10 protein-coding genes are annotated in these 13158 nt (G+C 41.1%); 5 read left to right on the top strand and 5 right to left on the bottom strand.

Going from position 1 to position 13158, the window contains the following annotated elements:
- Window positions 1-690: 690 nt before the first annotated feature.
- From CLW00_RS03290 to CLW00_RS03275, 4 genes are all read right to left on the bottom strand, one after another.
- On the bottom strand, window positions 691-1875 hold the full coding sequence (locus tag CLW00_RS03290) for a C40 family peptidase (protein ID WP_245917154.1): 1185 nt from the start codon (window positions 1873-1875) through the stop codon (window positions 691-693).
- 66 nt (window positions 1876-1941) lie between these two features.
- Entirely contained in the window at window positions 1942-3243 is a 1302-nt protein-coding gene (locus tag CLW00_RS03285; RefSeq protein ID WP_106132240.1) for an amidohydrolase family protein, read from the bottom strand.
- A 24-nt stretch (window positions 3244-3267) separates the two neighbouring features.
- Window positions 3268-4611 carry an amidohydrolase family protein gene (locus CLW00_RS03280; protein ID WP_425437936.1) on the bottom strand — a complete coding sequence of 448 codons (1344 nt, stop codon included), beginning with the start codon at window positions 4609-4611 and terminating at the stop codon, window positions 3268-3270.
- 53 nt (window positions 4612-4664) lie between these two features.
- Window positions 4665-6350 carry an amidohydrolase family protein gene (locus tag CLW00_RS03275; protein ID WP_106132178.1) on the bottom strand — a complete coding sequence of 562 codons (1686 nt, stop codon included), beginning with the start codon at window positions 6348-6350 and terminating at the stop codon, window positions 4665-4667.
- Window positions 6351-6596: 246 nt separating this feature from the next.
- Between CLW00_RS03275 and CLW00_RS03270 the strand changes: the two genes are divergently transcribed.
- The 5 genes from CLW00_RS03270 to CLW00_RS03250 are packed head-to-tail and all read left to right on the top strand — an operon-like array spanning window position 6597 to window position 12463.
- A complete protein-coding gene (locus CLW00_RS03270; RefSeq protein WP_106132177.1) occupies window positions 6597-6959 on the top strand; it encodes a response regulator transcription factor in 363 nt (120 codons plus the stop codon).
- 47 nt (window positions 6960-7006) lie between these two features.
- Window positions 7007-8566: a HEAT repeat domain-containing protein gene (locus CLW00_RS03265; protein WP_106132176.1), complete on the top strand. Its 1560-nt coding sequence runs from the start codon at window positions 7007-7009 to the stop codon at window positions 8564-8566.
- Window positions 8559-10016, top strand: a complete 1458-nt coding sequence (locus CLW00_RS03260; protein ID WP_106132175.1) for a glycosyltransferase family 2 protein — start codon at window positions 8559-8561, stop codon at window positions 10014-10016. The genes CLW00_RS03265 and CLW00_RS03260 overlap by 8 nt, the downstream gene beginning before the upstream one ends.
- Window positions 10017-10022: 6 nt before the next feature.
- Window positions 10023-11252, top strand: coding sequence for a YaiO family outer membrane beta-barrel protein (locus tag CLW00_RS03255; protein WP_106132174.1), 1230 nt, complete (start codon window positions 10023-10025; stop codon window positions 11250-11252).
- Window positions 11252-12463, top strand: coding sequence for a hypothetical protein (locus CLW00_RS03250; protein WP_106132173.1), 1212 nt, complete (start codon window positions 11252-11254; stop codon window positions 12461-12463). The genes CLW00_RS03255 and CLW00_RS03250 overlap by 1 nt, the downstream gene beginning before the upstream one ends.
- A 233-nt stretch (window positions 12464-12696) precedes the next feature.
- Here the strand turns inward: CLW00_RS03250 and CLW00_RS03245 are convergent, their stop codons facing one another.
- A complete protein-coding gene (locus CLW00_RS03245; protein WP_146131361.1) occupies window positions 12697-12900 on the bottom strand; it encodes a hypothetical protein in 204 nt (67 codons plus the stop codon).
- Window positions 12901-13158: the final 258 nt, after the last annotated feature.

The following is a 13158-nucleotide window of genomic DNA, read 5'->3' as shown; positions in this document are numbered from 1 at the left end:
CCCTAGTGGAATAGATTGTCTCTGACCCCAAAGGGGTCAAATGTTAATAGCCTCGGGTTGAAACCCGAGGATAAAAGTTGGTATTGTGGTTTTGGGTTTTGGCCGTATTATGCTTGCTATTCAACAAAGCTTTTCGCCAAAAACAGGGATGTGGAAGATGAACTCACCTTGAATGTATAGAAATACAGTAGAAATACAATTAAAAACCCAAGCGAATTGAAAACCCCAAACGCTTAAATGGCCATGAGTGAAGACACTCACGGCGGCGAAATAATCCCTAGTGGAATAGACTGTCTCTGACCCCAAACGGGTCAAATGTTAATAGCCTCGGGTTGAAACCCGAGGATAAAAGTTGGTATTGTGGTTTTGGTTTTTGGCCGCATTATGCATGCTATTGAACAAAGCTTTTCGCCAAAAACAGGGATGAGGAAGGATGAAAGGGTAGGTGGTTTTTGGGGTGTTGGTCTTTTGATTTACAACCTATCCTTCCGGGAGGCAAGTTTACGATGCATTTTTTTTTCCGCAGATATCGCAGATGAACGCAGATAAGCCTCGCTTTTGACTCACAACGTCGAAATTACCTACACCCACAATCCGCCCAACCTTTAACATTTTTAATTTTTTAACCATTAAAGATTTAACTACATCACAATTGACGAAACCGTTTACGACACTAGCTTCAACCTGTCTTTACTCAAATGTTAAACTATTCTCTACACTGGTGATATTGGGATTTTCTTTACCTATTACCCTCTTGGTTCTTAGGTAGCGGTTTAGTTCGTACTCGTCATAGTTGGGGCTGTCTTCGTCAAAGCTGCTGATACGGACCAAACCACGGGAATGAATAAAGGAATTGTCTCCAATCCACATTCCAACGTGCACAATCCTTTCTTTTTTGTCCGCTGTGCCCTTTTCTCCGAAAAATAAAAGGTCACCTACCTCCAACTTGCTCCAGTCTTTGCTGTCATCCACCAAGTCGCCTTCGTGAATCTGCTGTGAGGCATCCCGGGGGATCACTTGGCCATTGAGGTAAAAAATTGTTTTGGTGAACCCACTGCAATCAATGCCTTTGATGGACGTACCACCCCAGAGATAGGGACTGCCCATCATGGATTTGGCTGTGCTGATCAGGTTTTCTGAAGTCAAAGACCTACTGTTTTTCCATGCTTCAAAATCCTGTACCTCTGTAGCTGATACCAATCCTTTTCTTCCGTCGGGAAGCTTTACCTCATACCACAAACCTCTTTTTTCCATCACTTCCAAAATATTACCTGCTACCAAATCACTCAACCATGATGTCTTGGATTCATCCTCAAATACGAATCCATTAAGGGGCATGAACACTACCTTTTCAGAGGCTTGCCATTGTGAAAAAGACTGCCTGTCCATCAATGCAATACCAGCAGCATCTACCCAAGAAATATACTTATCAGGGGTTTGGATCAGATACCAGCCGCCATCTTGCTTCAATACCTTGACGGGCGTTCCCATAAGGGCCTGAGTAGCTAATTCTGCTGAATGTTTTGCTGCGCTTCGAATGTTGGCTACTGATATGGTTACGACTGCCTGAGTTTTTTCCTCTAAACTCTCTGCAGGTAGCAAAGTGATTGACTCTACATTGGAAAATCCTTTTTCTTCAAGTTTTGACCTAAACTTCTGCAAGGCCATTTCTTGGTCAGTTTCACCAGTGATCTCATTTCCTTCCAGACTGATATCCCAGATGGCTACTCTTTTGTCAGGGGCAAACTCCTCCTTTATTTCTTGTATAAGTGCCTCAATCTGTGCATCATGATTTTTTTCTTCACAGGAAAAAAAGGCTCCAGCCGCCATGAGAAGGGTAAAACAAAAAGCTTTTGAAAATGTGTTGGTACGCATAAATTCTCTTTAAATGGATACAAAAAAACCACAGCTGATTTAGCTGTGGTCAAACTTAAGAGAGTTTTAATTTTTTTCCAAGCCTGGTGACCTTTCCAAAAACTCTTGATACAATTTAATATGCCTATTGCTCATAGGTACCCTGTACCCGTCAATAAACACATGTCTGATTTGTGTTTTGGTCTCGAATGGATCTCCAGTGGACACAAATAGTGTGGCATCCTTTCCTTCCTCTATGCTGCCCAATTTGTCTGCAACGCCAAACACCTCTGCCGCGTAGATGGTAACAGATTTTAGCGCTTCTTCTTTGCCCATTCCATAAGCGGCTGCAAATCCGGCATTAAAAGGAAGGTTACGGGTGTTTTCAGCATCATTTGTCCTGATGACTACTTTTACACCTGCTTTGGCCATTTTCCCGGGATTGGAATAAGCTGCGTCAAACCTGTCCGACTGCCTTGTAGGGATGGATAACATCGGCCCTACTACAACGGGAAGGTTAGCTTCAGCGATTTTTTCCGCTACTCTCCATCCTTCAGCTACTCCTGTAAGGATGGCTTTGACTTCTTTGGACTTGATCCAATCGATGGCGGCTTCAATGTCAGATGCTGCATTTACTTCTACCAACAAAGGCAATTCACCTGAGATCACCTTGGCCAATTGATCCATTTCCGGATAAAACTGAAGTTCTGCTCCGGCAGATTTTAATTTGTGGTAATTGGATGCCCTCTCCCAGATCTCATTCAGGGTTTTTTGGGCTGTGTCCGCTTCTTTTTTGATGTCCTCATCACTTCTTCTGTCCCAAGTACTTCTTCTGGCTGAAGAGGGGAAATTCATCACGACCCCTTTGAAACCTGCATACATTTGATCAGGTGTGTAGCCATTGAGGTTGATCAAGGCAGCTGTACCTGGGAAAAGACCTCCTGAAGGTACTGCCAAAGTGGTGGTCACCCCTGATACTCTGGTAACCGGAATGGCTATTGAATTGGGATTCACAGCTACCAAGGCCTGCATATTCGGGCTTACCGAACCAATTTCGGCGAAATCCTGAGTTTCTGCCAGTGAGTTCACTTCCACTAGACCTAGCCTACTTCCTCCGTCAAACATACCCGGATAGATATAATGTCCGCTGCAGTCCAGTACTTCTGCATCTCCAGCTGGCACATTTGTGCCTACTCGGACTATTTTGCCGTTTTCAATCAATACACTCCCATTTTCAATGGTACCGTTGGTCACCGTGACAATAGTGGCATTCTGAAGCAAAAACTTGCCGTTTCGTGGCTTGATAAACTCACCGTCAAATTGGGCCTGGGCCATAAATGGCAGCACCAATAAGGCTAGGGTATATAATATTTTATATGTCTTCTTCATGTTTAATTCCTTCATTTTCGATGATTAATGGGAATGGTCAAATAAGTTTCTGCCAAAGTTGGTGAAGAAGAAATCCACACCGTGCATGCATTTGTGGTCATGCTCCTTAAGGAAAATAGGCTCGACTGTTTCAGCAGCACTTACTTTCAATCGCATGTCGTCATTGTCATCATTGATGTCAAAATACTTCACACCATCTACAAATGTCATCTGAGGAATGGCATATACTGATAATGGATGTTCGTTGAAAATCACCAAATCGGCTTGTTTTCCTTCTTCGATAGAACCAACCTTATCAGCGATTCCAAGCTGTTTTGCTGGATTGATGGTGATCAATGCCAAGGTCTGCTCGTCATCCAACTCACCATAGCGCTGTGCTTTGCCTGCTTCGTGGTACAAGTGACGGATCAACTCCCCAGAGTCAGAATTGATGGATGTAATGACACCGTTTTCTGTAAGGATAGCGGCATTGTAGGCTGTCGAATAATAGACTTCAAACTTGTATGCCCACCAATCGGCAAATACGGATGCTCCCATGGTGTATTCTGCCAATTCAGGCGCTACCTTAAAACCTTCATTGACGTGCGAGAAAACAATATTTGTGATACCAAATTCTCTACAGGTATTGATCAAGGCGTAGATTTCATCGGCCCTATATGAATGGCAGTGGATGATTACTTTTCCATCTAAAATATCAGCCAAAGTCTGTAACCTGGTATCATATTTAGGTGGGATCGGTGTAGCACCTTTCACTTTCTTGGCATCTTCATAAGCCTTCCATGCCTTTTGGTATTGAATAGCTTCATTGAATCCATTGCGAATGACAGCTTCTACACCCATTCTGGTACGTGGCTGATTGCCATTGCCTCGGCCATGTACCCTTGTAGGATTTTCCCCCAGAGCAAATTTGATGGTTCGGGGAGCCTCTTTCATAAATAGGTTTTCAGGATTTCCTGAGCCATATCTGTGTTTCAAAGTGATATTTTCTCCTCCAATTGCATTGGCAGAACCATGCATGGCATGTGAAATGGTAACACCACCGGCTAAAGCCCTGTAGATCCCAATGTCATAAGGATTGACAACATCTGCCATTTTCACTTCTGAAGTAATGGGAGAAGTAGCCTCATTGACGGCATCAAGTGCGACATGAGAGTGTGCATCAATAATCCCTGGCATGAGGTATTTGCCACTTGCGTCAATAGTCTCTACATTGGAAGCAGTCAAATTACTGCCTATTCGTTTGATAATGCCATTTTCAACCAACACATCGGTATTTTCCAATGTGCCGTTGGTAACGGTCAGCACCGTGGCATTTTTGATCAAAACAGTTCCCTTTTGAGTTTGCGCTTGTGCTATAAAGCAAAGCATCATCAAAAGTCCTGTATATATTATATGTGTCTTTTTCATAAGCTTTGGATATTTTAATTACGCTTCGGCTTTTTGGTGGCATTTAATGGAAAAGTGCCAAAGTCTGCCAAACTCATATTGCCTGAAAACTCATCTCCAAGGATATCGCCACTCACGGAAACATCTATGGACATTCCTCCTGCAGATACATCAAAGGAAAAAGTCAGGTAATTACCGGATATATTGATGTCCTTCATTTCTGAGCTTGCTTTTCCTCCACCTGCTGGATCATCATAGCTGATGGTTCCTGTATAAAGGTCACCATCCTTTTTGATATCCATAATGCCACCCGAACTGCCTGCAGGAGTATCGGATACATATTCCCAAGAGCCTTCGATAGCCACGGTAGCTTCCTCATCACCACCCTTTTTCTTTTTGCTGATATCATAGGTGAAAATATAGCCATCTGCTACTACATGTTTGATTTGAGCATCTTCACTGAAAATCGGATCTGACATGATGACCATGTTGGCGAGTTTGCCTTTTTCCAAGCTACCGGCAAATTTTTGAATACCTAAAATGTTGGCCGGATTGGTAGTCAAAGCTGATAAAGCAGCGGTTTCACTCAATCCATTTTCGATCATAATTTTGATGTTTTTGTGCAAGTCAGCACTTCTTCCACCCATACTGCCAAAAGCGAAAGGAATTCCCGCCTCTTCCAATATCGCGGCTTGTTTCAAAGCAAGTTCATAGGCTTCTATAACCCTTTTGGTCCTGGCCTGTACTTCTTCAGACTTATCTTCCACTTTGGATTTGGTGACTTTATCATCAGGTAATTTGATACTGAGCAATACCTTCGCATTTGCTGCTTTGATTTCATCAATGACAGCATCAGCTTCATTCACTCCAGTCAACACTATATTGAACCCGTTTTCCTTTTGTAATGAAAGGGCTCTTCTTATCTCAAGGTCATTTGAGACCTCAAATATGATAGGAATGTTTTTGTCTAAGACAGGATAGAAGGCTTCGTAAGTTTTATTGATCTCTGGGCGTTGAAGCCCCGCATTAGATGCAAATAGGCGGCCATGCTCGGAAGAATAAGTTGCGTTTTTATACAAATCCCTAAATTTGGCAATGACGCCAAGTTGTGTACCTGGATACATCCCTCTTCCCATGCCTCTGAATTTTGCTGACATTGCTGTTTGCTGAGCCAACACATTAGTGGAAGAGGCGTCGCCAAGGGTTACAATTGCAGCCTTTCCTGGAAGCATACCTCCTTCGGGGAGTATCTGAGCGATTGTAAAACCGACTTTTCTCCATTCACTTACTTGAGAATTGTTACCGTCGTAATAATCCAATACAGATCTCCATGGTGTGATACCTGCCAATTCATCTGGTGGGTTGGAAGGGTTGAAATTGGAAGGTCTGTCCGGATCTGTAGGCTTGCTTACCCCGGCATTGCTCGCTCCGTCAATAAACCCCGGATAAATGTAAAGAGAATCCGCCTCGATGATTTGTGCCTCTTTGGGGATAGTAACATTAGCACCGACGGCCAGAATCAATCCATCTTTGATCAGGATAGTGGCATTTTCTACTGTTTTACCAGGAGAAGTGGTGATGGTAGCATTTTTGATGGCATATGTACCGGTTACCCTTCTTTCACCTGTTGGATCGCTTTGTGCCATCACAGTTGAAAAATTAAGTAAAACCAATAAAACAATGGCACCAACCTGCAACCTGAATCTAGTTATCAAATTCATAAATTTTGGTGGTTTTTGATTTTGTTAAGATTTCTAAACTAACAAAAGTTTTTTTTTGTAATAAAGTTATTTTTTTTAGTTCGGTCAAAAAGGTTAGGAACGGCATATTAAAATATTCATAATGCAGTTTAATTATATTGTATTTTTTTTGACTGTTATTAAATTATTTTAAGCGGTTTTGGCGATTTTTTTTTGCTATATTAATAATTATCTTTCGTTTCAGAATCACCCTAAATACGATTGACCATGAAAAATGTGCTTATTATTGAGGACGATAAGTTGATCTCTAGCCTAGTTCGCTTCAGGTTAAATAAGGACGGTTACAACGTCACTACTGTAGATGATGGATTGAAAGGTATGGATGCAATTGACAACACCAGCCCGGACTTGATCATTACAGATGTGATGATTCCCTTCAAAAATGGCATCGAAATTATCAATTATTCCAAAAAGGTAAATCCCAATGTTCCTATTATTGTTTTAAGTTCTCTGGGAGAAGAGGAAAGCACGGTAATGGAAGCGTTTTCTTTGGGAGCTTCTGATTTTGTTCCCAAGCCTTTCAACCCAAATGAGTTAGCTATCAGGGTTCAAAGATTGATCAATAATTGAAGTTATTCAGTCACTTAAATATCACAGCAAAGCAAAAAAACATTTTAATGACTTTTTTTGCTTTGCTTTTATTTTTTTCACTTCAGGCCCAACAACCTGAGCCAGAAGAGGACTTTGTACCTGTGCCCGTTGAAGAAGTGCTTTCAAAAGGCTTAGAAATTCCAGGAGTAAGGTTTGTGTATAGTGTTTCTTTACCTAGCAATATCGACGCTTCGGGCTATGCCTTAAATCCCCCATCAAGTGCCAATCTGTGGGCTACGGATACTCTTCAGTTTTTTATTGATGCCAAGGCCTTACAGGATTCCATCTACAAGCACCACAATGTGTTGGGCGAAATCCAATCATTTTTATTTGATGAAACCATCTCGGAGGAAGGTCTTCAGGCCTATTTTGATAACCTGCTCAGGAATGAGCTCTATATTATCGAAGAAGCACAAGTTTCAGAAGATGTAAATGTTGGAGAATTGATCATTCTCGGCAACAAAATACCATTCAAACCATTCTACAGGCTCAAAATTCAGATATTAACAGATATCAGGATGATCATTCTTATATCTTTTTTAACTTTTTTCGTTTTGGCAGCTATTGTTTTGGTGATTGTTATTTTTATTATCAAAACCAACAAAAGGAACAAAGATATTTTGGTCATGCGGTTCAAAGACCTTTGCTATGAACCATTGTCCAATTTGCTTTTTGAAAAATCCCTGGAAGATATTCAGAATATGAGCAAAGGTGATATCGCTGGTATACTTCCCAAAAACCTGATGCATAAGCCTCTTTTCAAAGATGTGCTTATTCAGGAAATCATCAGCCTCAATAAAAACATGAAAGGCGACTTCAAGCTCAAATTGAAGTTGGTCTACAGAAAACTTGATCTCGACAAACATACCATCAAGAAACTCAGCTCAAAAAGATGGGATATCATCACTACCGGGATTGTGGAAATCAATGAAATGGATGTTGTGGAAGCAGAAGCCAAAGTGGCTCAGTTTATCAACCATGAAAACTTTTATATCAGGTCTAATGCCGTAGCCACACTTTTGAATATTTCAAGCGATTCAGATTTGAAGGTGCTGGCAGATCAAAAGTACCCTCTGTCCAAATGGCAACAGATGATATATTACCGCATCATCCGCTATACCAAAAATAACAGAAATGTATCTTTCCTTTTGGAGTCCGAAAATGAAAGTGTACGGGTCTTTGGAGTCAAATTGATCAGATATTTGGGATTGGTCGATCAACTGGAGTTTTTGAACAATTATTACCCCCAAGCGGGTGACCCAGAAAAAATCGAAATCCTTCGCTGTTTCAACATGTTTGGATTTGTCGAAAGCCTAGATGTAATCTACGCCGACCTCAAGTCTGAAAATAAAGATTTGGTAAAAGAAGCGGTAAGTCTAATTCAGAATATTGGAGACAAAATATCCTTGGTTGCTTTATTTGAATTGAGCCAAGTTACTGAGGATTTTGACATAAAAAAAGCTGCCATGAAGGCCATCTACACGCTTAATAAAATTGTGTTTGAAGAATACTTTGGGGAATCAGCTGATGATTGGGAAAGAAAAATATGTTTACACCTAAACGACCCTGTCCTGACAAATGTATAGCCTCTTATTTGAAATACTGATAGAAATTCTGGGGATATTGTTCTTATTATACAGTTTCTTCATCATTGTTTCTTACCTGATCATGACTGTATTATCAGCCCTTGAGATGCGGGACCACCTGCGCAAAAACAAGTTTGCTGATTACCTTGATGTCGTTACCAGCCCAGTTTCCCCAAGCATTTCCATTATTGCACCTGCCTATAATGAAGGCCTGAATATAGTCCAGAACGCTAAAAGTTTAATGACGCTACACTATTCCAAGTTTGAGGTGATCATTGTCAATGACGGCTCCAAGGACGATTCTGTAGAAAAAATGATTGAAAGCTTCGATCTGGTCAAAACAGACTTTGCTTTCAATCCAAGTATTGATTGCAAGCCAATCCGTGCTATTTATAAATCCACCAACCGATCTTTTTCAAAGCTCACTTTTGTGGATAAAGAAAACGGAGGAAAAGCTGATGCCCTCAACGCCGGTATCAATGTGTCTACCATGGATGTCATTGCCTGTATTGATGTTGACTGTATTCTTTCGTCTGGATCACTTACCAGAATGGTCAGACCATTTATGGAAGAGACAAATCGAAAAGTGATCGCTGTAGGAGGTGTGATTGGAGTAGCGAACAACTGTGAGGTCAAAGATGGTACTGTTACTGATTACAGGGTTCCGGATTCACTTTTAGGAAAATTCCAGGTTATCGAATATTTCAGGTCTTTCCTGATGGGTAGAATGGCTTGGACCAGGATTAATGGACTGATGTTGATTTCAGGGGCTTTTGGCTTTTTCAACAGAGAAATTGTCCTTAAAGTAGGTGGCTACTTTCCGCAAACAGTGGGTGAAGATATGGAGCTTATAGTCCGAATGAGAAGGTACATGGAAGAAGAAAAGGTCCCCTACAAGGTAGGATTTGTTCCCGATCCGTTGTGTTGGACTGAAGTGCCTGAATCCGAAGAGATTCTGTCAAGACAGCGTAACCGGTGGATGAGAGGAACAATCGAAACTTTACAGCTGCATAAGAAAATAGGGATGAATCCAAAGTATGGCATTCTGGGTATGATTTCATTTCCTTTTTGGAGTATCTACGAAAAAAATGCCCCGATAATGGAGACCATTGGTGTCATCTACACCTTGGCCATGATCATTACCGGAGACTTTTCTGCAATTTACTTGGTGGCATTGTTTGTTTTGATTTACTTCTTTTCGGTCTTGATTTCGTCATTTAGCATTCTGTACGAGCAAATGGCCTACAACAATTACAAGAATAAAAAAGACCTCCGTAGCCTTTTGAAAATAGTATTGCTGGAACCATTTATCATTCACCCAAGAGTAGTATGGTGGGGATTAAAAGGACATTGGGATTTCCTCAAAGGCAAAGGTGGCTGGGGAATCATGATCCGATCTGGTTTCAAAAAGGCTGTCGATAAACAAGAGGTAGGTGTCACTCAAAATTAAGGCAATATGAAAAAAACAATATTGATGTTCTTTTTGCTGACAATTGGTATAGTGGCCGTGTTGCAAGCTCAGGAAAGTTTTGATCCGGATGCGAAGTTTTTGGAAGCACGCAAGTTGATTCTGGATGGTAAAAGGGATGAAGGCAGAAAAATGGCTAAAATGGTATTGGAGAGATATCCCAATTATAGCGATTACCATATTCTTATTGGCAGGTCCTATTCTTGGGATGGCAAGTACGACTCGGCTTCCTACTACTTGGATCAGGCAATTACCATTTCACCCCAATACGAAGATGCTTATTTGGCCTACGTGGATAATTTATTTTATGCTGAAGACTATGAAAAAGCAAAAGAGATCATTGAATTAGGCTTGGAAAAAGTAGGGCCAAGTTCTACTAACTTAAAATACCGCAAATCCAGGCATTTATATTACACAGAAGAATACAAAGAGGCCTTGGCCTTGGCCAATGAGCTTTTTAACAAAGGAGCAAAAATCGACGGCTTGCTGAATTACATCCGACAGGTCCAGCGATTTACACGGATCAATGCAGTGGGTGCGACGTATGATTATGACAATTTTCGTGGTGCACTTACACCTTGGAACACCTATTCGGTGTATGGCAGGACAAGAACGAACCTAACCGGATCCATCATCGGCAGAATCACCCATTCTGACCGCTTTGATGGCAGAGGAACCCAATATGAGGTAGATGCTTTTCCTTCTTTGGGAGAAAATTCCTACGGTTATATAAACTTGGGTGTTTCCAATGCTTCCTTTTTTCCAAGCTTCAGGTTTGGAGGTTCTGTTTTCTGGAATTTGAAAAAAGCATGGGAGATAGAAGGAGGTTACAGGCTCCTGATGTTTACCGAAAACACCCATATTTACACGGGCTCATTGGGTAAGTATGTGAGCAATTGGTGGGTGAATCTTAGGCTAAACTATATACCAGGTCAAGGAGGTTCCTCTACCTCCGGAAATATCCAAGCACGGTATTACTTTAAAGGACCAGAGGATTTCTTCAGTGCCCAGTTTTCAACTGGAGTGTCACCCGATGAAGAAAATAGAGATTTTCAAAGTCAATTGCTCAATTCCTACAGGTTGAGATTAGGCTATCAACACCTCTGGACTGATAGATGGATGGGTTTTGGTTTTGTGGGTTACTCACGGGATGAGCTCTCAGCTACGAATTTCCGAAACAACCTTAATATATCGATAGGTACTGAATTCAGGTTCTAATGTCAAAAACTACCAGAAAAACGATTCCACAAGAAACGCTATTGCTGATCAAATCGGTCAGTTTTTTGGTCTTGATTTTCGGAATTGTCCCATTGACGAGTTTTCTAATTTGGCTATTTATGCCAAGTGCTGTGCTGAACGTCGTGGTTTTGGACAAAACAGTCCCAAATGAGTCTGCGCAGGAACATCAAGGAATCCACTGGACGCTCAACCACCTGAAATACCTCAAATATGACGGAAGCCCTTACGATACTTCCACTGACTACTTTGGGTATTTTCCAGGAAGCACTATAGATGAGGGTAAGATTGCAGACTTCAATACTATTGATGCCGAGATGAAATCAAGACTACTTGACAGGAGTAGCTTGGTATATTTTGCAGATACCTATGGAGTGTATGAAAATGATTTTGGCCAAGACCCTGATGACTATAGGTCTCAAAAAATCTATGGTGGAATGGATCAAGCCGATGTGGATTTTATGGCCGCTGCCATAGAAAAAGAGAAATTTATAATTGCTGAATTCAATACCATGGCGAGTCCAACACCTATAGATATCAGGATGCAGGTGGAAGAACTTGTGGGTATCAAGTGGACAGGATGGATTGCCCGCTACTTTGATGAGTTGGACACACTTATCAATAACGAATTGCCTAGATGGATGGTCGATACCTATATACAGCAGCATAACGGAGATTGGAGTTTCAAAGGTTCAGGATTGGTGTTTTTGCATGAAATGGGAAGACTTGAGATTTTAGAGTCAGGACTGGATATCAACAAGGATGTCCCCAGTATCATGTCCGATCAAAAGAACCAAAAGCGCTATGGTATACCTGAAATAGTCAAATATCCTTATTGGATTGATATTGTGTTGGTCAGCAGAGAATATGATGTGATTTCCTATTATGAAATATCCCCTACAGAATCAGGGATCAATAAATTAAGGGACATGGGATTGCCCCGGTTTTTTCCTGCTGCAGTAAGTAGAAATCTGGGGGAAAAGGGGAAATTTTTCTATTTCAGCGGAGATTTTGCTGATATGCGTATGAATGACACCTCACATCGCTTTTATGCTTTGGCAAGGCTGTACCGATTATTCCTTCATGCTGAAGACTATTCCCAACCAACCAGTTTTTTCTGGAATTATTACTACCCACTTTTCAAAAATATACTTGCAGATGCTGGAAAAGAGGTGGAGGTACTGGGGAATTGATGAAAGACATTCAGATCGTTAAAAGTTAAATTGTTAAGGAAATGGCGAATGTCATAGATTTTTAGGCTGTCCCTACAGGACGGTGATCAGACACTATCGCTTTTTTCTATCAATAAGCTGAACCTCTGGCAAAGCTGAATTCTAGTTGTTTTTCACAACTCCTGAACATTCGGTGTTTGGGGTTTTCAATTCGCTTTAGTCCTTAGCCTTATTTCTATTGTATTTCTATACATTCAAGGTGAGTTCATTTTCCACATCCCTGTTTTTGGCGAAAAGCTTTGTTCAATAGCAAGCATAATGCGGCCAAAAGCCAAAATCACAACGTCAATTATTTTTCTCGGGTTAAAACCCGAGGCTATAAACATATGACCCCTTTGGGGTCTGAGATAATCTATTCCACTAGGGATTATTTCGCCGCCGTGAGTGTCTTCACTCATGGCCATTTAAGCGTTTGGAGTTTTCAATACGCTTGGGTTGTTAATTGTATTTCTACTGTATCCCGATTCTCTTCGTTCTCGGAATCTACGTTGCACTTCGATTTCAATCGTATTTCTACTTTGCCAGATGGTTGTACTGTGTGACTGCTGGATATGGATTTTTAGTTTCTTTTTGAGCTAAAAGCTCAAGACTCATAAATCCGAAGGTACAACCTTCGGATAACGCACTACCTTTACCAATAAATGGATTCTAAGGCC

Origin of the sequence: Mongoliibacter ruber (genome assembly GCF_003003005.1) — a bacterium.
GTDB lineage: Bacteria > Bacteroidota > Bacteroidia > Cytophagales > Cyclobacteriaceae > Mongoliibacter > Mongoliibacter ruber.
Note: the sequence above shows the minus strand (reverse complement) of the source record. Positions and strands in the feature narration are given on the sequence as shown.

Bases quoted from the DNA above. Each gene is read 5' to 3' on its own strand.
- CLW00_RS03290 (WP_245917154.1), bottom strand. From the start codon at position 1,875: ATGCGTACCAACACATTTTCAAAAGCTTTTTGTTTTACCCTTCTCATG.
- CLW00_RS03285 (WP_106132240.1), bottom strand. From the start codon at position 3,243: ATGAAGAAGACATATAAAATATTATATACCCTAGCCTTATTGGTGCTG.
- CLW00_RS03280 (WP_425437936.1), bottom strand. From the start codon at position 4,611: ATGCTTTGCTTTATAGCACAAGCGCAAACTCAAAAGGGAACTGTTTTG.
- CLW00_RS03275 (WP_106132178.1), bottom strand. From the start codon at position 6,350: ATGAATTTGATAACTAGATTCAGGTTGCAGGTTGGTGCCATTGTTTTA.
- CLW00_RS03270 (WP_106132177.1), top strand. From the start codon at position 6,597: ATGAAAAATGTGCTTATTATTGAGGACGATAAGTTGATCTCTAGCCTA.
- CLW00_RS03265 (WP_106132176.1), top strand. From the start codon at position 7,007: ATGACTTTTTTTGCTTTGCTTTTATTTTTTTCACTTCAGGCCCAACAA.
- CLW00_RS03260 (WP_106132175.1), top strand. From the start codon at position 8,559: ATGTATAGCCTCTTATTTGAAATACTGATAGAAATTCTGGGGATATTG.
- CLW00_RS03255 (WP_106132174.1), top strand. From the start codon at position 10,023: ATGAAAAAAACAATATTGATGTTCTTTTTGCTGACAATTGGTATAGTG.
- CLW00_RS03250 (WP_106132173.1), top strand. From the start codon at position 11,252: ATGTCAAAAACTACCAGAAAAACGATTCCACAAGAAACGCTATTGCTG.
- CLW00_RS03245 (WP_146131361.1), bottom strand. From the start codon at position 12,900: ATGAGTGAAGACACTCACGGCGGCGAAATAATCCCTAGTGGAATAGAT.